The 19,086-nt window shown below is 53.5% G+C and carries 21 protein-coding genes and 1 riboswitch; of the genes, 9 read left to right on the top strand and 12 right to left on the bottom strand.

Annotated features, from left to right (window positions below; translation table 11 throughout):
- Nucleotides 1–17 precede the first annotated feature (17 nt).
- From BLT01_RS08950 to dapB, 5 genes are all read left to right on the top strand, one after another.
- A complete protein-coding gene (locus tag BLT01_RS08950; protein WP_092097325.1) occupies nucleotides 18–1,229 on the top strand; it encodes an AI-2E family transporter in 1,212 nt (403 codons plus the stop codon).
- A gap of 1 nt (nucleotide 1,230) precedes the next feature.
- The gene (locus BLT01_RS08955) at nucleotides 1,231–1,635 is read left to right on the top strand and encodes a sporulation protein (RefSeq protein WP_092097328.1); all 405 of its coding nucleotides are present in this window, start codon (nucleotides 1,231–1,233) and stop codon (nucleotides 1,633–1,635) included.
- 84 nt (nucleotides 1,636–1,719) lie between these two features.
- Nucleotides 1,720–2,136 (top strand): MarR family winged helix-turn-helix transcriptional regulator, encoded by a 417-nt coding sequence (locus BLT01_RS08960; protein ID WP_176765099.1) that lies wholly within the window; start codon nucleotides 1,720–1,722, stop codon nucleotides 2,134–2,136.
- A gap of 1,018 nt (nucleotides 2,137–3,154) precedes the next feature.
- Nucleotides 3,155–3,333: riboswitch (Lysine riboswitch) on the top strand.
- A 163-nt stretch (nucleotides 3,334–3,496) separates the two neighbouring features.
- On the top strand, nucleotides 3,497–4,378 hold the full coding sequence (dapA, locus tag BLT01_RS08965; RefSeq protein WP_092097333.1) for a 4-hydroxy-tetrahydrodipicolinate synthase: 882 nt from the start codon (nucleotides 3,497–3,499) through the stop codon (nucleotides 4,376–4,378).
- Between the two features lies 1 nt (nucleotide 4,379).
- Nucleotides 4,380–5,126, top strand: a complete 747-nt coding sequence (dapB, locus tag BLT01_RS08970; protein WP_092097336.1) for a 4-hydroxy-tetrahydrodipicolinate reductase — start codon at nucleotides 4,380–4,382, stop codon at nucleotides 5,124–5,126.
- A gap of 249 nt (nucleotides 5,127–5,375) precedes the next feature.
- Here dapB and parC read toward each other — a convergent pair whose 3' ends face one another.
- A complete protein-coding gene (gene parC / locus BLT01_RS08975; protein ID WP_092097339.1) occupies nucleotides 5,376–7,826 on the bottom strand; it encodes a DNA topoisomerase IV subunit A in 2,451 nt (816 codons plus the stop codon).
- Nucleotides 7,823–9,787 carry a DNA topoisomerase IV subunit B gene (gene parE / locus BLT01_RS08980; protein ID WP_092097387.1) on the bottom strand — a complete coding sequence of 655 codons (1,965 nt, stop codon included), beginning with the start codon at nucleotides 9,785–9,787 and terminating at the stop codon, nucleotides 7,823–7,825. The genes parC and parE overlap by 4 nt, the downstream gene beginning before the upstream one ends.
- Before the next feature lie 264 nt (nucleotides 9,788–10,051).
- On the opposite strand from parE, the gene plsY reads away from it, so the two are divergent.
- Complete coding sequence (gene plsY / locus BLT01_RS08985) at nucleotides 10,052–10,654, top strand: glycerol-3-phosphate 1-O-acyltransferase PlsY (protein WP_092097341.1); 603 nt, start codon at nucleotides 10,052–10,054, stop codon at nucleotides 10,652–10,654.
- A 36-nt stretch (nucleotides 10,655–10,690) separates the two neighbouring features.
- A complete protein-coding gene (locus BLT01_RS08990; RefSeq protein WP_092097388.1) occupies nucleotides 10,691–10,987 on the top strand; it encodes a HesB/YadR/YfhF family protein in 297 nt (98 codons plus the stop codon).
- Between the two features lie 14 nt (nucleotides 10,988–11,001).
- Here the strand turns inward: BLT01_RS08990 and BLT01_RS08995 are convergent, their stop codons facing one another.
- The 3 genes from BLT01_RS08995 to acnA all read right to left on the bottom strand — a co-directional run bounded on the left by BLT01_RS08995 (nucleotide 11,002) and on the right by acnA (nucleotide 14,636).
- Nucleotides 11,002–11,319, bottom strand: coding sequence for a hypothetical protein (locus BLT01_RS08995; protein WP_092097344.1), 318 nt, complete (start codon nucleotides 11,317–11,319; stop codon nucleotides 11,002–11,004).
- Entirely contained in the window at nucleotides 11,319–11,744 is a 426-nt protein-coding gene (locus BLT01_RS09000; RefSeq protein WP_092097347.1) for an acyl-CoA thioesterase, read from the bottom strand. The genes BLT01_RS08995 and BLT01_RS09000 overlap by 1 nt, the downstream gene beginning before the upstream one ends.
- A gap of 159 nt (nucleotides 11,745–11,903) precedes the next feature.
- Nucleotides 11,904–14,636, bottom strand: a complete 2,733-nt coding sequence (gene acnA, locus BLT01_RS09005) for an aconitate hydratase AcnA (protein WP_092097349.1) — start codon at nucleotides 14,634–14,636, stop codon at nucleotides 11,904–11,906.
- Nucleotides 14,637–15,210: 574 nt separating this feature from the next.
- On the opposite strand from acnA, the gene BLT01_RS09010 reads away from it, so the two are divergent.
- Nucleotides 15,211–15,462: a GlsB/YeaQ/YmgE family stress response membrane protein gene (locus BLT01_RS09010; RefSeq protein ID WP_092097350.1), complete on the top strand. Its 252-nt coding sequence runs from the start codon at nucleotides 15,211–15,213 to the stop codon at nucleotides 15,460–15,462.
- Nucleotides 15,463–15,510: 48 nt separating this feature from the next.
- Here BLT01_RS09010 and BLT01_RS09015 read toward each other — a convergent pair whose 3' ends face one another.
- The 5 genes from BLT01_RS09015 to BLT01_RS09035 form a co-directional block, all read right to left on the bottom strand.
- Nucleotides 15,511–16,197 (bottom strand): lytic transglycosylase domain-containing protein, encoded by a 687-nt coding sequence (locus tag BLT01_RS09015; RefSeq protein WP_092097351.1) that lies wholly within the window; start codon nucleotides 16,195–16,197, stop codon nucleotides 15,511–15,513.
- 49 nt (nucleotides 16,198–16,246) lie between these two features.
- Complete coding sequence (locus BLT01_RS09020; protein WP_092097352.1) at nucleotides 16,247–16,843, bottom strand: SCO family protein; 597 nt, start codon at nucleotides 16,841–16,843, stop codon at nucleotides 16,247–16,249.
- Nucleotides 16,844–16,942: 99 nt separating this feature from the next.
- The gene (locus BLT01_RS09025; protein ID WP_008298335.1) at nucleotides 16,943–17,071 is read right to left on the bottom strand and encodes a YvrJ family protein; all 129 of its coding nucleotides are present in this window, start codon (nucleotides 17,069–17,071) and stop codon (nucleotides 16,943–16,945) included.
- An 82-nt stretch (nucleotides 17,072–17,153) separates the two neighbouring features.
- Entirely contained in the window at nucleotides 17,154–17,372 is a 219-nt protein-coding gene (locus BLT01_RS09030; protein ID WP_092097353.1) for a DUF2922 domain-containing protein, read from the bottom strand.
- Between the two features lie 39 nt (nucleotides 17,373–17,411).
- Nucleotides 17,412–17,633 carry a DUF1659 domain-containing protein gene (locus BLT01_RS09035; RefSeq protein ID WP_092097354.1) on the bottom strand — a complete coding sequence of 74 codons (222 nt, stop codon included), beginning with the start codon at nucleotides 17,631–17,633 and terminating at the stop codon, nucleotides 17,412–17,414.
- A gap of 117 nt (nucleotides 17,634–17,750) precedes the next feature.
- Here BLT01_RS09035 and BLT01_RS09040 point away from each other — a divergent pair, with 117 nt between their 5' ends.
- On the top strand, nucleotides 17,751–18,191 hold the full coding sequence (locus BLT01_RS09040) for a DUF2621 domain-containing protein (protein ID WP_176765102.1): 441 nt from the start codon (nucleotides 17,751–17,753) through the stop codon (nucleotides 18,189–18,191).
- 44 nt (nucleotides 18,192–18,235) lie between these two features.
- On the opposite strand, the gene BLT01_RS09045 is transcribed toward BLT01_RS09040, so the two are convergent.
- Nucleotides 18,236–18,751 (bottom strand): CcdC family protein, encoded by a 516-nt coding sequence (locus tag BLT01_RS09045; protein WP_092097355.1) that lies wholly within the window; start codon nucleotides 18,749–18,751, stop codon nucleotides 18,236–18,238.
- Nucleotides 18,744–19,073: a thioredoxin family protein gene (locus tag BLT01_RS09050; RefSeq protein WP_092097356.1), complete on the bottom strand. Its 330-nt coding sequence runs from the start codon at nucleotides 19,071–19,073 to the stop codon at nucleotides 18,744–18,746. Before BLT01_RS09050 ends, BLT01_RS09045 begins: the two co-directional genes overlap by 8 nt.
- Between the last annotated feature and the right edge of the window lie 13 nt (nucleotides 19,074–19,086).

Here is a 19,086-nt window from a genome sequence, read left to right on the forward strand (position 1 = left end):
GAGTAGGGGGGAAGCCGATGCAAGGAACAAAGGGCAATCCCGGTCAAAGCCGGGTGATCCGTTTTCTGGGCGGGCGAACGACATTGTTCGTCCTGGGGATCATTCTTTTGACCGGTCTGATCATCCTGGTGTTCAACCAGATCCAATTTGTATTCACGCCTGTGAAAGTACTTGTCCAAACCGTTGTACTGCCTGTTGTGCTGGCAACCGTATTGTTTTACCTGCTCCGTCCGGTACTCCGGCTGCTGGAGAGGGCGAGAATCCCTCGGGTCTGGGGGATTCTCATTATTTACGTCGGGGGAATCGGACTGATCTCACTCGTTGTATTCCTGATTTACCCGTTCCTGAAAACGCAGGTGATCAACCTGGTTCAGGAATTTCCGGAATACTTCAGGCAGCTGATTCTGAACATCGATGATTATCTGGCTACCTCACTATTTGCTACCTACTATAATCAGCTGGATGTGAACCTGAATCTGTTGGTCGATACATTATTCGAAGACATTGCCGGATTCTTCAGGGATACGGCCGGCGGGATTGCTTCCGGAGTGACGAACTTCATCTCCACTCTGACAGGCATTGTCATCTCGATTGTCACCGTTCCGTTTATCCTGTTTTATCTTCTGAAGGATGGGGATCAGCTCCCGGAATACATCATGAAGCTGATGCCGCCGAGAATGAGGCGTGAGGCAAAGGGAATCTTCAGCGAAGCGGACCAGCAACTGAGCAATTACATCCAGGGACAGCTGATCGTCTCATTCTGCATCGGCCTGCTGATTTATATCGGATTCGTGATTATCGGCATGGACTATGCGCTGGCGCTTGGTGCATTGGCTGCGGTGACGAGCGTCGTCCCGTACCTCGGCCCTGTGATTGCCATTACGCCTGCCCTGATTATCGCTCTGGTCACCTCACCATTCATGATCCTGAAGCTCGCAGTGGTCTGGACAATCGTTCAACTGATCGAAGGGAAGTTTATCTCTCCGCAGGTTATGGGTAAAACACTTCATATTCATCCAATTACCATTATTTTTGTCCTTCTCACTGCCGGATCGCTGTTCGGTGTGCCGGGAGTCATCCTCGGGATACCGGGTTATGCACTTCTGAAGGTCATTGTGTCCCACCTGTTCAAATTGTTCAAAAAGCGATACGATGAACATGAATTCAATCCGGACATGAGATATGAAACGGATAGCAGGAGGATTATCGAACATACGGGGAGAGAGTAACATGTTGAAATCATTCCTATCGAAGGTCGGCATCGGAGGACTTGAAGTCGATACAGTCGTCGACAATCAAGTGCTGGAAGAAGGAGAGACGCTGAACGGAACCGTCTACATCGACGGCGGGGAAGCGGATCAGATTATTGACCATATCACACTGGAAGTATTTGTCCGGATTCACCGGGAAGATGCCATGAGTGATTTCGAAGAGGTGGACCGCACCATTACGAAGCATTCCATCGAATTGATCGGTGATTCCAAGTCGAAGAAAACCCGGATGATTCCTTTTGAAATCGTTCCGGATGACCGCTGGCTGATCAACAGAGACAATGAAAAACTGATGCTGAAGACAACAGTTCATATCAACAATGCTGTCGATGCTTATGACGAAGATGAAATCCAATATGCCTGACTTTTTTGCGGAACGCGCATCCAATCGGATGGGCGTTCCGTTTTTAGAATGTACAATAAATTCAGAAGGGGAGGGGGACCAGGCATGGAACAGCTGCTTGCAACATTCCATTCACTGAACGGGGAACTGAACAAGATCCACAAAGAAGCCTGCACGGATGTTTCTGTGCAGCAAAGCACCATCATGCATGAAATCCAGTCGAGAAATGAGCCATCGATGCAGGAGACGGCCAGGGGGCTCGGCATGGATATCACAACATTTTCCCGCCAGGTTCAGACTCTTGTAAACGGCGGATATGTCAAACGGAGACCTTATCCCGGAGACCGAAGGATCCAGATTCTTTCACTGACCGACAAAGGCAGCAAAAAGGTGAAACAGATTGATGAAAAAATACTGGAACAGATGAATGAGGCCCTTGTATCCATGGGAGAATTTGAACAAGAAATCATTGTCCGTTCACTGCGTCAAATGCATCGGATTCTGGGCGGGGATGTCAACTGAATCCCGCCTGTCAAATAGATGCAATATACAAGTTCAATGATTGCAATAAGAGATTATTGCAACAGATCCATTGAAAGCGCTGTATAATATTCCGATAATTGAAAGGTGCAAGTATAACTATTGCATTTGTGTACCTATTTGATGTCATATTGCAATTAAGTTAAAAACCAAAGATCGGGTGTGCAGTTTGCGGGTTATTTTGTGTCCATCCATCTGAGAATCGCGATTTTCAAACAGTGGCCGATGAGCCATGGATACACATGATGATTCTTTACTCACGAAGCACTTTAAGACCTGTAGGAAATGTGCAATCCGGCACTAGTAATAAGCGGCATTCAAAAAAGCGAATCAAGCTTTTTGAGACTCATGAGTTGATCCGTTATCAAAGCTGGATGCTAAAAGCAAGCCGACAGCGAAGCGTTCTTATTCAATGCTCGATATGCATTGAAATCGAAAGGGCCATGAGCACTCAACAAACCATTTGATTGGCGTGGTGTACCGATGATGATATGCGGTATGCTGGATTGGATAGGAGGAGAGGATTCGGGGCTCAAACGGCTTCTCTTGTTTTTAGTTTACATAATTTCTATTTTAGGAAGTTGCGTTTCATTATGTAGTATACTCCTGATATTGAGACGAAACGGAAATTTGGGTCTTGGAGTTGCCTGGTTCAGCGGTTTGGGATGTATTTCTTCATTGAGATCTGTTTGTTTATTTGATTCATCCTGTTTGATCCGGGATGGATCAGTGAGATGCTTATACCTGATCAACATCCATTCGCTTTCGTCTCATTTCTGTTGAGACGTATTTCGGACCTTGGCCGTTTCTGTTGATATGTCGGATGCTTTTTCTACTGGCTTTTTGGCTTGATGACCGTTTTCATCCGTTTATCCAGCTGTTTCCTGTTTATCGGATCCGGTTCGGCAACTCCAGTTCCGATTATTTGCACAAAACCCTTTGCATTCTTTTCTTCTTCATGTTAACGTAGTACACAAGATTCAAACTAACACAATTGAATAGCAATGGATGAGGTGCAAAGATCATGAGTACCCCGCTGCAACGGCTGCAGACCGGTAGCGGGCGGAAAGGGAGATTTGCCGAAACGGGATTTGGTTCGCAGACTGTTTCCCGTTGGACTGTATATGAACAATATGCAGGCTGTCATTATTCTCGTAATAATGGAGTGCTTCCACTTGTGACCCTAGGGTCGTGCATCGTCGACAACCACAATCACAAGCCGGAAACTACCGTTTCCGGCTTTTATTATTGCCGATGCATGGGACATTTCATCCATTGACCGGGCGTTTGTGCCGGAAACCGGGAGACCGGAATACATTATGGATAGAAAGAGGGATTTTACATGACACACCTATTTACAGGAGTTGCCGCCGCAGTCACCACCCCATTCACGAACGACGAAGTTGATTACAACAGCTTCCGCCGCCACTTGGAGTTCCTGATCCAAAACAACATCCAGGCGCTCGTCATCAATGGCACGACCGGAGAAGGCTCTACGCTCACTGCCGAAGAAAGCCGCCGCCTTCTCGAGATTGCGGTTGAAACGGCTGCCGGCCGAGTACCGGTGATTGCAGGAAGCGGCTCGAATTCGACCGCGGAATCGATCCGCGCTTCCCGTGAAGCCAAAGAAATCGGCGCGGACGGCCTCATGCTGATCACCCCTTACTACAACAAGACGAGCCAGCGCGGCCTGATCCGCCATTTCGAGGCGATCGTGAATGCTGCGGAGCTTCCTGCCCTCCTTTATAACGTCCCTTCCCGCACAGGCATGACGATCACGCCTGAAACGGTGCTGGAGCTGAGCCGCCATCCGTATATTGTCGGCCTGAAAGATGCGACCGGTGACCTCGACTATATGTCCCGGGTACGCCTCGTGACCGATCCGTCGTTTGCGCTTTACAGTGGGAATGATGACACGGCGCTTCCGTTCACATCGCTTGGCGGCCAGGGAGTCATCTCGGTGGTGGCCAATGCGGTGCCTGCCCAGTTCCAGGAAATGTACGAACAGACATTCACCAACCTGACACGGGCTCAGGAGCTTCACTATCGACTGAGTCCCCTGATCAGTGCGCTGTCGGTTGATGTGAACCCGATTCCGATCAAAGTGCTCACCTCGCACCTCGGCTTCGGAGACTACGAAGTGCGCCTCCCTCTCCTGCCGCTGGAAGAGGAGGAACACAGCCGGCTGATCCGGCAGTTTGAAACAATGATGATGGAGGTTTGACATGAGATTGCTGCTTTGCGGGTATGGCGCGTCGAACCGGCGCGTCGCTGCCCTTGCCAAGGAACGGGGACATGAAATTGTGGGCGTGTTGCTGCTGCGCGGCCAGACGGCGGACGGCTTTCCGGTTTATCGTCCGGATGAGCGCCTGCCGGAAGCCGATGCGGTCATCGACTTCTCGCATCCTGTCCTGACGAAAGCCCTGCTTGATGCGGACACCGGCCTCCCGCTGGTGATCGCGACCACAGGCGAAAAGGAAGTCCTGATCAAGCAGATGAGGGAAAAGGCGGTCCGCCAGCCGATCTTCTTCAGCGCGAACATGAGCTACGGCGTCCATATCCTGTCGGAAATCGTCCGGTATGCCGCTTCCCTCCTACCCGGCTTTGATATTGAAATGACAGAACGCCATCACCGCAAAAAGGTGGATGCGCCGAGCGGGACGCTCATCAAGCTGTATGACGCCATCGCTTCGGCCAGGCCGAATGTCCATCCCGTACACGACCGCCACCAGACGGAAGGCGCGCGGACGGACGAAGAAATCGGGATCCATTCGGTGCGCGGGGGCACGATCACCGGTGAGCACGAAGTGCTGTTTGCAGGCCACGATGAGACCATCACCATTGCACACCATGCACAGTCCAAGGATATTTTCGCATCCGGCGCACTCGATGTCGCAGAGCGCCTGATCCATAAGGAAAACGGCTATTATACTTACGATAACCTCGGAATCGGCGATTCCGGAGAGGAATGAAAGCGGAGGGCGCTTCCCTCCGCTTTGTCTTATGCTTTTTAATCACTTTCTGCTGCGGTTTCGTCATTCACACGTCTGGTTTGGTCATTTCAACAGATCATTTCGTCATTGGGATGTGCTGAATGACGAAATTGCGGGCGCGAATGCAGAAACCGGTACGATGAATGACGAAACCGGCAACACCTTATTCCTGAAAACAAACGCCCCCCTGCCTGCAGCCTTTTTGGCGTGCGGACAGGGGGGGCCCGTTTATGGCTGTTCGTTTTCTTTGGCTTTCATATCAACTTCAAGATAAACAGAGGTCACATAACCGTCTTCTTTCTGGTCGACAACGAAGCTGCCATTTGAGTATCGGTCGGCCATCCGGTAGGAATGCGCCAGGACGGCCACTTCTTCGTCCTTGTCCGTCCGCAAAATGACGGTGTCTTCTCTTCCGGCCAGAACGACACCCGCCAACCGGTGCGGATTCGTCTTCAGTTCTTTTAATGATACGAGGCCGCGTTTTGCCCGCGTGCCGAGCTCGTATTCATCGACCGGCATGCGCTTGACCGCCCCTCGGTGTGTTGCCAGGATCAGCGAACGGCTGTCTTCCGGTGAACGGAGAACCGAAGACACGACGTAGTCCCCGTCTTTCAGGTTGATGCCTTTGACGCCCGCCGTGCGGACACCTGTAGGTGCGACTTCCTCCAGCGGGAAACGGAGCCCGTAGGCAAGATGCGTGAAGAGCATTACTTCGTCGGTGGCCCTTGCCAGGTGCACCGACAGCAGGGTGTCCCCCTTCTTGAGGGAAACGGCCCGGTAGGCCCGGTTGTGCCGCTTGACCTGGTAGTCGGCGAGTGCGGAGCGCTTGATAAAGCCGCCCTTGGTGACCGTGACCACGTCCATGTCTTCGCGGTCGAATGAATCGATGCCGATCGCGGCGATGATCTCCTCTTCCGGGCCCAGCTGGATGATGCTCGATATATGCTGTCCGAGGTCCTTCCAGCGGATATCCGGCAGCTCATGGACCGGCTGATAGATGTAATTGCCTGAAGAGGTGAAGATCAGGAGTGTCTGCTGGGTGTTGAGCGTGCCACCGAACAGCAGGCGGTCGGTTTCCTTCATCTCCAGATCGCGGCCGCCGGACGCCCCGTAGGAGCGCAGGCTCGTGCGCTTGGCGTAGCCGTCTTTTGTGACGGTGACGACGACGTCCTCGCTCGGGATCAGGATGTCCAGGTCGACCTTGATTTCCTGGATCTGAGCCTCGATGGCAGAGCGCCGCGGCTCGGCAAACCGCTTTCTGATGTCTTTCAGCTCGTTTTTGATCACTCGGAACAGCTTTTTCTCGGAAGCGAGGATTTCGGTGAGTTCCTGGACAAGCGCCTTGAGCTCTCCCTCTTCCTTTTTCAGCTCCGTGATATCCGTGTTTGTCAGACGGTAAAGCTGGAGGGAGACGATCGCCTCCGCCTGGGGTTCGGTGAACTCGAACGATTCGATCAGGTTGTTTTTTGCATCCCGCTTGTCGCTGGACGCCCGGATCGTGCGGATGACCTCATCGAGGATCGACAGGGCCTTCATGAGCCCTACCACGATGTGGAGCCGGTCTTTTGCACGCAGCAGGTCATACTCCGAGCGCTTTGTGACAACTTCCTTCCGGTGCGCGATATAGGCATCCAGCAGCATGCCGAGTGACATGAGTTTCGGGCGCCGCGCATCGATTGCGATCATATTGAAGCTGTAACTGACCTGAAGATCGGTGTTTTTGAACAGATACTGGAGGATCGCTTCACCGTCGATGTCTTTTTTCAGCTCGACGACAATCCGGAGGCCGGTGCGGTCGGACTCGTCGCGGACTTCCGAAATGCCTTCAAGTTTCCGGTCGAGCCGGAGCTCATCCATTTTCTTGACGAGATGTGCCTTGTTCACTTCGTAAGGAATTTCCGTGATGACAATCTGCTGCTTGCCGCCGCGAATTTTCTCAATCTCCGTCTTCGAGCGGACGATGATCTTGCCGCGTCCTGTATCATAGGCCTTTTTAATGCCTTCAGCGCCTTGGATGATGCCGCCGGTCGGAAAATCCGGCCCCCGCAAAACGGTCATCAGTTCATCGGTTGTCGCCTGTGGATTATCGATTCTCATAAGGACCGCATCAATCACTTCGTGGAGGGCATGAGGCGGGATATCTGTTGCGTATCCCGCGGAAATGCCCGTCGAGCCGTTGATCAGCAGGTTCGGGAGCACAGCCGGCAGGACTGTCGGCTCGTTTTCGTTGTCATCATAGTTGGGGATGAAGTCGACGGTGCGCTTGCCGATATCGCGGAGCATTTCGGAAGCGATTGCGGACAGGCGGGCTTCCGTGTATCTCATGGCCGCTGCCGGGTCGCCGTCGACAGATCCGTTGTTTCCGTGCATCTCGATCAGCGGGTGCCGGAGCTTCCAGTCCTGGCTCATCCGGACCATCGCTTCATAGACGGAGGAATCGCCGTGCGGGTGATACTTGCCGATCACGTTCCCGACCGTCTTCGCCGATTTCCGGAATGGTTTGTCGTGTGTGTTGTTTTCTTCCATCATCGCGAACAGGATGCGCCGCTGGACAGGCTTCAGTCCATCGCGCGCATCGGGCAATGCCCGGTCCTGGATGATGTATTTACTGTACCGCCCGAAGCGGTCGCCGATGACCTCTTCGAGCGGAAGGTCTTGGTATTGTGCGGTTTCCGTCATGCCTGTTCCTCCTCAGCAGCTGTCTCGGCCATCAGGAATTCGTTCTCGAGAATCGTATCGCCGTCCTCCATGCCGAAGTCGACGTTGTCCTCGATCCACTTTCTCCTCGGCTCGACCTTGTCGCCCATGAGCGTCGTGACGCGCCGTTCTGACTTCGCGCCATCTTCGATCGTGACGCGGATCAGTGTGCGCGTTTCCGGGTTCATCGTCGTATCCCAGAGCTGGTCGGCATTCATCTCGCCGAGACCTTTATAACGCTGGAGGACATAGCCTTTGCCGACTTTCCGGATGGCTGCATCAAGATCCCGTTCTGTCCAGGCGTATTCGATTTTCTCTTTTTTTCCGCTGCCTTTTGAGACCTTGTAAAGAGGGGGGAGCGCGATATAGACCTTGCCTGCCTCGATCAGCGGCTTCATGTAGCGGTAGAAGAAAGTCAGGAGCAGCACCTGGATATGGGCGCCGTCGGTGTCGGCATCGGTCATGATGATGATTTTGTCATAGGAGATGTCTTCGACAGTGAAATCAGATCCGACGCCTCCTCCGATCGTATGGATGATCGTGGAGATCTCCTCGTTTTTCATGATGTCTTCCAGTTTGGCCTTCTCGGTGTTGATGACTTTGCCCCGAAGCGGCAGGATCGCCTGGAAAGTCCGGTCCCGTCCCTGTTTTGCGGAGCCGCCGGCCGAGTCGCCCTCGACCAGATAAAGTTCATTTTTTGCGGCGTTTCTCGACTGCGCCGGCGTCAGCTTGCCGGAAAGCAACATTTCGGACCGCTTCCGCTTTTTGCCGGAGCGTGCGTCTTCCCTGGCCTTTCGCGCTGCTTCCCTGGCCTGCTGGGCACGGATTCCTTTCCTGACGAGGGTCGCGGAAAGCTCCGCATTCTCCTCCAGGTAATACATCAGCTTCTGGGAAACGACGGCATCCGCCGCAGCGCGTGCCTGGCTGGTGCCGAGTTTGCTTTTTGTCTGCCCTTCAAACTGGAGCAGCGTTTCGGGGACCCGGACAGAAATGATCGCGGAAATACCTTCCCGGATATCCGCGCCGTCCAGGTTCTTGTCTTTTTCTTTCAGAAGGCCTGTTTTCCGGGCATATTCGTTGAATACGCGTGTCATGGCCGTCTTGACACCCGTCTCATGCGTCCCGCCATCCTTTGTCCGGACGTTGTTGACAAAGGACAAGATCGTCTCCGAGTAGCCATCAGTGAACTGGAAAGCGAATTCAAGTTCGATGCCGTCGTGTTCCCCTTCGACATAGGCGACGTCATGCAGCGTGTCTTTTTCTTCATTTAAGTAGCCTACAAACTCCATGATGCCGGATTCATAAAGGAATTCATCCGTTCGCCCGCCGGCTTCGTCAGACAGGGTGATTTTCATCCCTTTAAGCAGGAAGGCTGATTCCCGCAGCCGTTCGCTCAAAATTTCATAATTGTATTTCACGGTCGAGAAAATGGACGGATCCGGTTTAAAGCGGATCAGTGTGCCGCGCTCGCGGGTATTTCCGATTTCCTCCAGTGTGGTGACAGGATGGCCTCCGCCCTCAAATCGCTGGCGGAACTTTTTGCCGTCCTTGAACACGGTCACTTCGAGCCATTCGCTCAGGGCGTTCACGACAGAGGCGCCGACGCCGTGGAGCCCGCCGCTTGTCTTATAGCCTCCCTGTCCGAACTTGCCTCCCGCGTGCAGGACGGTCAGGATCACTTCAGTCGTCGGCTTGCCCGTGCTGTGTGTGCCCGTCGGCATGCCGCGGCCGTGGTCCCGTACAGAGACACTGCCGTCTTTGTGGACGGTGACATTGATCTCTTCACCGAATCCGGCCAATGCCTCATCGACCGAGTTGTCGACGATTTCATAGACAAGGTGATGAAGTCCGCGTGAATCGGTCGAGCCGATATACATGCCCGGCCGTTTGCGTACCGCTTCGAGCCCCTCGAGCACTTGGATCGAATCATCATTGTAATTCATGGTTTCAGTTATTTTGGCCAAGAGGATTCCTCCATCAAACGTTTGTTCGTATATGTTCCTATTGTACTTGTTTTGCCGGCGTGTGTCCAACTGCCGGGTCGGGAGTCCCGCACTTCATTGTAGACTACAAAAGCCCGCCGTTGCAATGTTTCACAGGGATTCCTGCTTTTTCGTCCGGCCGGCAGGGCATTGTGCCGGCGGCCTCGATGATGTAAACTGAGACTGACTGTTAAGACCAACCCTTAAATTGAAAAGAGGTTTGCTATGGATACGGCTGTTGTGCTGCTCATCGCATATTTACTGGGCTCTGTGCCTTCGGGGCTGTGGGTCGGGAAGCTTTTCTATAATAAAGACATCCGGGAGTCCGGCAGCGGCAACCTCGGAGCGACAAACACGTTCCGCGTGCTCGGCAAAAAGGCCGGCATCGCGGTGACCCTGATGGATATCCTGAAAGGGACGGCTGCCGTTCTCCTTCTTGAGATTCCGGCATTCGCGGACTCGGGTGTCCATCCGCTGACACTCGGCATCGCTGCGGTCATCGGCCATATGTTCCCGGTGTTCGCAAAGTTCCGCGGCGGAAAGGCGGTTGCGACATCCGGCGGTGTCATCCTCGGATACAGCTGGCCGTTTTTCCTCGTCCTGATCGCTTCGTTCCTTGTCATTCTGAAACTGACGAAGATCGTTTCCCTCACCTCGATGGCGATGGGTGTCATCGCGCTGATCTACGCGATCATCAACTATATCAGGACAGGTGATCTGTACTTGCTGATCGTGGTCCTCGTTCTGTCCGCCTTCATCTTCTACCGCCACCGTGCGAACATCGGCCGCATCAAGGCGGGAACCGAGCCAAAGGTCAAGTGGCTTTAGTATACTGTAGGCAGACCACGGAAGGCGGTGTGTTCCATAAAAATCAAAGTTAACGAAGACGCGCAAAAATGGTTTCATGACGAGATGGGACTGGATTCCGGTGATTTTGTCCGCTTCACCATCCGCTACGGCGGATCCGGACTGCAGCCCGGCTTTTCGCTGGGGCTCTCGGCGGAGGAACCGGAAAGCCCGGCTGCAACGGCGGAAGCGGGCGGCATCACTTACTTTGTCGAATCCGATGACGAATGGTACTTTGACGGACACGACCTAGTTGTCGGTTATGATGCCGCATTGGACGAACCCAAATACGGATACGAAAAAGAGAAAGCGTGAATCCTGCGGAGGATTCACGCTTTTTGTATGCCGGTCAGCCCAAATCGGCTGATCAGGTCTTCTCTTCCCTCTTTCCTGAGGACTTCGTATTCCCTTTCACCGAACAGGTCAAAGTGCGGATAGCGCTCTTTGTGATCGATCCATTCCGGTTGGAGGCCGTATTGCCCGCCCCAGGCTTTAAGCTTTTCAAGATCGGCGCAGCCGGCTTTCGTGACGGTCCGGCAGCCCGGAAAGCGGTCATCCAGCCAGAAATGTGTCAGGAAAGCGATCTCTCCCCTGCTGACGGCTTCCTTCCACTCGTCCACTTCGTGGCGCTTGACCCCGAATGCCATCAGGAAAGCTCCCTGGCCAGTTCCCGGTATTTTGCGTCCCACTCGGGGTCCGCCTTGCGCAGGCCAACCGGGCGGAACGTTTCCTTGTGGACAAGCGTGTGTACGGACTGCCCTGTCGCGGCAACCGTGCCGTCCTCATGGAGAATCTCATAGCCGTATGTGGTCCGGAGCCGCCCATGCGACTCGATCCATGTGCGGACGACCGCCGACTCGCCGTAGCGCATTGCATTTTTATAGCTGATATTCAGGTCGATCACAGGGGACAGGTATCCTTCCTGTTCCAGTTTATCGTAGCGGAAACCGATGTCCTCGATCAGCGACGTCCGGCCGATCTCCATCCAGACCAGATAATTGGCATGATAGACGACGCCCATCTGGTCGGTTTCCGAGTAGCGCACCTTGACCGATGTTTCGTTCACATACATTCCCTTCACCTCTCTGCCATTATACCGGAAACCAACAGGCTTCGTCCGCCGGCACTGCACGATTTTTTCGCCTGCACTGGTTAAATGGAAGCTTCATTCCAAAGGCAAAAAAACAGCCTGAAGAGGAGAAGCTCTTCAGGCTGTTGATCATTTCAGTGATCAGTTGGCTTTCAGGCGGTTACGGAGAACCATCTGAAGGATGCCGCCGTGGCGGTAGTAGTCCACTTCCACTTCGGAGTCGAAGCGTGCAAGTGCCTGGAACTCCTTGACGGAGCCGTCCGGAGCGGTTGCAGTGACCGTCAGGATATCACGCGGTTTCACGTTGTCCGTAATGTTGACGCTGATTTCCTCTTCGCCGGTCAGGCCGAGGGATTCTACGCTGTCGCCCTTCATGAACTGGAGCGGAAGTACGCCCATCATGACGAGGTTCGAACGGTGGATCCGCTCGTAGCTTTCCGCGATGACGGTCTTGATGCCGAGAAGGTTCGTGCCCTTCGCAGCCCAGTCACGGGAGGAGCCCATGCCGTAATCTTTGCCGGCGAGGACTGCGAGGCCTGTGCCCTCTTCCTGATACTTCATCGCTGCATCGTAGATCGGCATGATTTCTTTTGTCGGCCAGTAAGTCGTGTAGCCGCCTTCTGTGCCTTTTGCGATCTGGTTGCGGATCCGGATATTCGCGAACGTACCGCGCATCATCACTTCGTGGTTACCGCGGCGGGAACCGTAGGAGTTGAAGTAACGTGGTTCTACGCCGCGCTCACGCAGGTACTTGCCGGCTGGCGTATCCTTGCCGATTGCGCCGGCAGGAGAAATGTGGTCTGTCGTGATCGAGTCGCCGAACTTGCCGATGACGCGGAGGTTTGCAAGCGTCTGGATCGGGCTTGCTTCCTTCGACAGCCCTTCGAAGAACGGCGGGTTCTGGATGTACGTCGACTCAGGGTCGAAGTCATACAGGGAGTCATCCGTTGTTTCGATTGCGTTCCAGCGCTCGTTTTCCGTGAAGACATGCTCATATTCTTTGCGGAAGAGATCCGGTGTGACCGTACGCTCAATTTCAGCCTTCACTTCTTCAGTGGATGGCCAGATGTCTTTCAGGTAAACGTCCGTGCCGTCCGCTGCGCGCCCGATCGGCTCTGTTTCAAAGTCGATGTTCACTGTGCCGGCGAGGGCATAAGCGACGACGAGCGGAGGTGAAGCCAGGTAGTTTGCCTTGACGAGCGGGTGGATCCGGCCTTCGAAGTTCCGGTTTCCGGAAAGGACGGAGGATACGAGCAGGTCGTTGTCCATGATCGTCTTTTCGATTTCCGGAAGAAGCGGGCCGGAGTTACCGATGCACGTTGTGCAGCCGTAACCGACCGTGTTGAAGCCGATCTGGTCAAGGTACTTGTCGAGACCAGCGGATTCAAGGTAGCCTGTAACGACTTTCGATCCCGGTGCGAGCGATGTCTTGACGTATGCCGGCGGGCGGATGCCCTTCTCGACCGCTTTTTTCGCGACGAGGCCAGCGCCGAGCATGACGTAAGGGTTCGACGTGTTCGTGCAGGAAGTGATCGCGGCAATCGCCAGGTCGCCGGTCTTCATTTCGACTGTGCGGCCGTCTTCGAACTCGACGGTGCCCTTTTTGTCGATTTCTTTTTCACCCAGGCCGAAGCCTTGGTTGCCCATCGGCGCCGTGATTGCCTTGTTGAACTCTTCTTTCATCTTGGACATCGGGATGAGGTCCTGAGGGCGCTTAGGGCCGGACAGGTTCGGCTCGATTGTGGAAAGGTCAAGCTCGACTGTGTCTGTGTATGTCGGTTCGACATTGTCCGGAGTGAAGAACATATCGTTTTCCTGAAGATATTTCTTCGTGACGGCGATGTGGTCTTCATCGCGGCCTGTCAGGCGCATGTAGTTGAGTGATTCTTCGTCAACCGGGAAGAAGCCGCAAGTTGCGCCGTATTCAGGTGCCATGTTGGCGATGGTTGCGCGGTCCGCAAGCGGAAGCTGTGCCACGCCAGGGCCGAAGAATTCGACGAATTTGCCGACAACGCCCTTCTGACGGAGAAGCTGTGTGACGCGGAGTGCAAGGTCGGTTGCTGTCGCGCCGTTCGGGAGTTCGCCGGTCAGCTTGACACCGATGACTTCAGGAAGCGGGAAGTACGAAGGCTGGCCAAGCATTCCGGCTTCCGCTTCGATACCGCCGACGCCCCATCCAAGTACGCCGATTCCGTTGATCATGGTCGTGTGGGAGTCGGTGCCGACCAGTGTATCCGGATATGTTTCGAATGTGCCGTCTTCGTTTTCGATTTCGTGTACGACGCTTGCGAGGTACTCGAGGTTGACCTGGTGGACAATACCGGTTGCCGGCGGTACGGCACGGTAGTTGTCATATGCCTTTTGCGCCCAGTTCAGGAACTGGTAACGCTCGGCGTTGCGCTCGAACTCCAGCTCCATGTTCAGGCGGAGTGCTTCGCCCGTGCCGTAGCGGTCTACCTGGACGGAGTGGTCGATCACGAGGTCGACAGGGATTTCAGGGTTGATCTCGTCCGGGTTGCCGCCGAGATCCGCCATCGCCTGACGCATCGACGCAAGGTCAACGACAACCGGAACACCCGTGAAGTCCTGGAGGATGACGCGGGAAGGCTTGAATGGAACTTCCGCGGAAGGGTCTACATCCGTGCCCCATTTTGCAAGGTTTTCAACGTGCTCATCTTTGATAACATAGCCATCGTGCTGGCGAAGGACAGATTCCAGCAGCACTTTGATGGAGTAAGGCAGGCGTGATACATCAGCGATGCCTGCATCCTGCAGAGCCTTCAGACGATAGTAGTGATACGTCTTGCCGTTCAGCTCGAACGACTGGCGGCTGTTGTGCAGATTGCTTTTAACTGTTTGCGTGCTCTTAGCCATTGCTTTTCCTCCTCTGTTTCTACGTGAAAAGACGGATGGATCCACTTTTCTCTTCCTTATCTTATCGAATTCCGCACGATAAGTAAATTACATAATATTGATTGAAGAACATAAGTAAATTGAATGTCTTTAAACGAAGTTCGGGTAAACGGCAGAACCGGGCTTGTCCATGCAGCCCGATTCCGTCCGCCCATATATAAAGATCAGACGCAGAAAAATCCGGCCATCCATCAAGGGCAGCCGGATTTCCATGTGAACAGGCAGGCTTCAGTAGAAGCTGATGAAGTCATAGGCAAGGGAAACGACGAACAGACTGTGCACCAGGGCAAACAGAAATGCGTGGCGGTCGAGAACCTTCATCTGTTCCGTGTTCATCGTATCCATCTCTCCTTTTGCTTTTCTTGATTATATAGGAAAGAGATTGATATTTCAATATTAAAATCATTCAGAATCCATTTTTTTCTGAGGTTTTTTGACTTTGTTTCGGGCATATTAGGTTTTAGCCCGGACACTTTTGGATATATAAAGTACTGTAACGGCATTATAAAAATTTTTCAGAAGGAGTGAAGGAAACATGGAATTCTTAATGTATCTGATCGTAGGCGGAATCATCGGGTGGCTCGCAGGCATGATCCTCGGGAAAGACATCCCTGGCGGAATCATCGGTAACATCATCGCAGGTATCATCGGTGCTTGGATCGGCGGCGCGCTCTTCGGTAACTTTGGTCCGGACGTTGCGGGAATCGCTCTGATCCCTGCTCTGATCGGCGCCCTGATTCTTGTGTTCATCGTCAGCTTTATCCTTAAGGCTATGCGCAGAGCATAACAGAATAACCAAAAAAGAGGACCGAAATGGTCCTCTTTTTTGGTTCCTTCAATTTCCGCTGTATTCGACTGACCGCTGTTCGTAATCCCTGTAAAACGACATGACGTCCTCCACATACTGTTCGCTGTGGTTATACAGGAAGATCGCTTGCTCCAACTCGCCTTCCGCCGCCCCGTTTTGCGCCAGGTAGCTCGCAGCGCTGTAAATGGAGTCTGCCAAGCTGAACGGATCCGCTTTCCCGTCTCCATCGGCATCAAGTCCGTATCCTCCGTATTGGCGGATGGCTTCAGGATCTGTCTTTACATTTTCGGGAATCTCTCCTTTTCCCAGTCCTGTGCAGCTCGGATGTGACCAGCCGACCCATGTGCAGGGCATGAATTGCATATGCCCTTCCGCGCCTGCCGGCGAAACAAGAGGATCCATCGTGCTGAAACGGGTCTCCACCCGATGGTGTGCCGCCAGAAGGGTCCATGGAATCCCGTATTCGTCCGCCGCTTCTTTATAAAGCGGCACGTAATTCTCCGGCACCCGGATGTCGAATAGCCTGTCCGGTTTGTGTGCTGTGTACTCATTCAGCTCACGGATCAGAGGGACATCCCGGAGCGCCGGCCAAAGCAGTGCAGTCAATACGTAGAAGACGATCAATAAAGGGATGAGAAAGACGAACGCTGCGAGAAGGCAGTTTCCCTTTCGCAGTCGCCTTCCCCGGCTTTTTGTGATTTTGCGTTTGTCCATCCTCATTCCCCTTCCATGAAAAAAGCCGGCATGCGCCGGCTTTTTTTCATCAGGATCCCGCCTCGATCAGAGCTTTCATATCTTCGACGATGAGGTCATGCGGCACTTCCATATAACCGTCATAGCTCTTGACCGCATTACCTTCCTGATCCACAAGGAAGAAGGAAGTTCCGTGCGTGACCTGGTCAGAGTTCGGATCATCGATGACCGGAAGCTTGAATGATTTCACCGACAGGTCCGAAATCTCCTCCTGTGTATAGCCAGTCAGCATTTCCCATTTTGACTGATCGGCTACTTCAAAAGTATCTAGATACTCCTGGAGCTTCTCAGGGGTGTCGTACTTCGGATCGACGCTGAACGAAACGATTTTATAATCCTCGATTCCCGCTTTTGCCAAGTGGTCCTGGACTTCCGCCATGTTGAACATCATTGGCGGACACACCGAGTTGCAGTTGGTAAAGACGAACTGTGCGAGCCACGGCTGGCCTTTCAGGTCTTCCAGAGAAAGCTTTTCGCCGTGCTGGTTCGTGTATTCAAACGGCGTGACCTCCCACGAAAAATCCCCTTTGAACTTTCCTGCATTGCAGGCGCCGAGCACCAGTGCGGCCAAGATGACCAGCGCTGTGGCCGAGATGAGTTTTTTCATCAGTAATACCGCCTTTATTTCGTCTATTCACCTTCATCTTATCGGATGCGGGGACCGCCTTCAACAGTGGCGATCCCGTTTTTCCGACAATCCGATGAACTACCCCGCTTTAAGCGACACGAGCGCGTCATGAATAGCGGTCAATTTTGTCTCTACCCGATGCATCAGGTAAAACGATACGAATATCGGGAAGCCGAGATCCTGGATGAACGTCATCCACTCTTGCATGCAGGTGTCCTCCTTTCCCATGCTGGTATCGTTCCTGCCGGATCAAAAAGAAGCTCCCCGGCAAAGCCGGGAAGCCCAGAAATCAGGCGGTGATGATGTCCGTCACCCCGCGGGATACGATACGGGCGGCCTCCGCCGACTCGACCGGGTAACCGTCCGTGCCGAATACGCCGCTGCCGATCACTTCCTGCATCGCCTGGCGCACCTCCGCTTCCGTGAGCCCTTCTTTGGGCGCATCGACCGTGAGGGTCATCCGCTTGCCGCCGGCCGTCTTGAAAATGAGTTCCAACGTCTGATCCATTCTCCATCCCTCCTTCTATGATCTCCCGGATCCGGGCAATCAGTATTCAGTGATTTCCGCTGTTTCTACCTTTTCGGCTGCGATGTACGGATAATCCGAAAGGTTGCCGAGTGCACCGACTGCTGCCGCCAGGGCTTCCGCATCCGCCGAGCCGGACACATTCCGGTAGGTTTTCAGCTTCACGACCGGTTTGCCTTCCCCGTCAAACCCTGCGTCAAAGTGGAGCCGGATGGATGCGTTCTTGAAGACGATGTTTGCCATGTTTTCTCCCCCCTTTCACCCGTTACATAGGGCGATTTGGTGAAAAGAATACAACGGAGGTGAAAAAAGTCGTCGTCGGCTTTATAATTGTTGGAGAATGCAAAAGAGGTGAGTGTGTTGCTAGACGGCTGGTTTCTCTGGTTTATCCTGTTCTGGGTAGTTGTCCTGATCAGCCTGTTCGCGATCGGCGGATACTTCATGTTCCGCAAGTTTCTGAAGCGCCTGCCGAAGGAGGACGGCCGGTCGACGCTCGATTGGGAAGAATACTATGTCAACAAGTCGCTTCATCTCTGGACTCCCGAGTCCAAGGAGATGCTGAATGAATTGGTATCACCGGTTCCGGAACTGTTCCGCCCGGTGGCCAAGCAGAAGATCGCCGGAAGAATCGGCCAGCTCGCCCTTCACGAAAAGGCGAAACGGATCGAATTGGACCATATCATCCGCGGCTATATTCTTGCGACGCCGAAGCGTGACCATAAATTTCTCAAGAAGAAGCTGGAACAGATGCAGATTGATGACACCCCATACAGGGATCTGTACCAGTTCAGCAGGGACTAACCCAAAAAACCGCCATTCCGTTTATCCGGAGAATGGCGGTTTTTTTATGCTGCGGCCCTTGTCCGGGACTGCAGCTTTTTGAATTTCACATACATGGCGATTCGCCATGGGACAATCATGCCGAATGCGAGCAGGAAGAACATCCCTGCCAGCTCTCCTACATCGATCGTGCTGCTGAGGATCAGTTTGCCTGCAACCCGCAAAACGAGCAGGCCGGCCAAGATGAAGAGAAATGCCTTTGAGGGCTTCAGGTAGATCTCTCCCCTGCTCTCCTCAAACTTGGACGTCCGGATAAGGAGAGTTGAAAACAGGATGCCGACAGTGAGTGCCTCGAACACGTGGGGCCAGGCCACACGGAACGGCTCAAAAAGAAACATGAGTGCTCCGGTCGACATCATGATCGGCGGGAGAATGATCTTTTTGGCGCTCGCAGGCTGCTTGCTTGCCCTCGAACGCATAATCACCGCGCCGAGTCCCGCCATTGCGAAAATCACAGTAGATCCGATGATCAGGACCGGAGCGGGGATCTCGGTGAAGACCCAGTTGACAAACTCATTCATATTGCCCACCCGCCAGCTCGAGTTCGTCCATTCGCTGTTTTAGTTCTGCCATCGGGACAAAACGTGCAAAACGGGCGAATTCCCGGCCTTCTTTGAACAAGAGTACTACCGGAGCGGTGAAAAGCGACAGCTGTCCCGCAAGTTCAGGTACTTGTGCGGCGTTAGCCAGATAGAAAGGAAATGCATACTCTTCTTCTAATGGGGCCACCTGTGGAAGCAGCCCCTCGCAGACTGAACAGTTGTCGGTCTTGACGAAGAGAAGCAGTGTGCCTTCCTCCTCCAGCGTGCCGAGCCACTCATCGAACGAATTGATTTGCTCCATTGCCTAATCCCTC

It is taken from the genome of Bhargavaea beijingensis, assembly GCF_900101985.1.
GTDB classification, from domain to species: Bacteria; Bacillota; Bacilli; order Bacillales_A; family Planococcaceae; genus Bhargavaea; species Bhargavaea beijingensis.

Coding starts and splice junctions, on each gene's coding strand:
- BLT01_RS08960 (WP_176765099.1), top strand. CDS start 1,720: ATGGAACAGCTGCTTGCAACATTCCATTCACTGAACGGGGAACTGAAC.
- parC (WP_092097339.1), bottom strand. CDS start 7,826: ATGACGGAAACCGCACAATACCAAGACCTTCCGCTCGAAGAGGTCATC.
- BLT01_RS08950 (WP_092097325.1), top strand. CDS start 18: ATGCAAGGAACAAAGGGCAATCCCGGTCAAAGCCGGGTGATCCGTTTT.
- BLT01_RS09015 (WP_092097351.1), bottom strand. CDS start 16,197: ATGGACAAACGCAAAATCACAAAAAGCCGGGGAAGGCGACTGCGAAAG.
- parE (WP_092097387.1), bottom strand. CDS start 9,787: ATGAATTACAATGATGATTCGATCCAAGTGCTCGAGGGGCTCGAAGCG.
- BLT01_RS09045 (WP_092097355.1), bottom strand. CDS start 18,751: ATGAATGAGTTTGTCAACTGGGTCTTCACCGAGATCCCCGCTCCGGTC.
- BLT01_RS09030 (WP_092097353.1), bottom strand. CDS start 17,372: ATGGATCAGACGTTGGAACTCATTTTCAAGACGGCCGGCGGCAAGCGG.
- BLT01_RS09000 (WP_092097347.1), bottom strand. CDS start 11,744: ATGTATGTGAACGAAACATCGGTCAAGGTGCGCTACTCGGAAACCGAC.
- dapA (WP_092097333.1), top strand. CDS start 3,497: ATGACACACCTATTTACAGGAGTTGCCGCCGCAGTCACCACCCCATTC.
- acnA (WP_092097349.1), bottom strand. CDS start 14,636: ATGGCTAAGAGCACGCAAACAGTTAAAAGCAATCTGCACAACAGCCGC.
- BLT01_RS09050 (WP_092097356.1), bottom strand. CDS start 19,073: ATGGAGCAAATCAATTCGTTCGATGAGTGGCTCGGCACGCTGGAGGAG.
- BLT01_RS09025 (WP_008298335.1), bottom strand. CDS start 17,071: ATGCAAGAGTGGATGACGTTCATCCAGGATCTCGGCTTCCCGATATTC.
- BLT01_RS09035 (WP_092097354.1), bottom strand. CDS start 17,633: ATGGCAAACATCGTCTTCAAGAACGCATCCATCCGGCTCCACTTTGAC.
- BLT01_RS09010 (WP_092097350.1), top strand. CDS start 15,211: ATGGAATTCTTAATGTATCTGATCGTAGGCGGAATCATCGGGTGGCTC.
- BLT01_RS09020 (WP_092097352.1), bottom strand. CDS start 16,843: ATGAAAAAACTCATCTCGGCCACAGCGCTGGTCATCTTGGCCGCACTG.
- BLT01_RS08955 (WP_092097328.1), top strand. CDS start 1,231: ATGTTGAAATCATTCCTATCGAAGGTCGGCATCGGAGGACTTGAAGTC.
- dapB (WP_092097336.1), top strand. CDS start 4,380: ATGAGATTGCTGCTTTGCGGGTATGGCGCGTCGAACCGGCGCGTCGCT.
- BLT01_RS08995 (WP_092097344.1), bottom strand. CDS start 11,319: ATGGCATTCGGGGTCAAGCGCCACGAAGTGGACGAGTGGAAGGAAGCC.
- plsY (WP_092097341.1), top strand. CDS start 10,052: ATGGATACGGCTGTTGTGCTGCTCATCGCATATTTACTGGGCTCTGTG.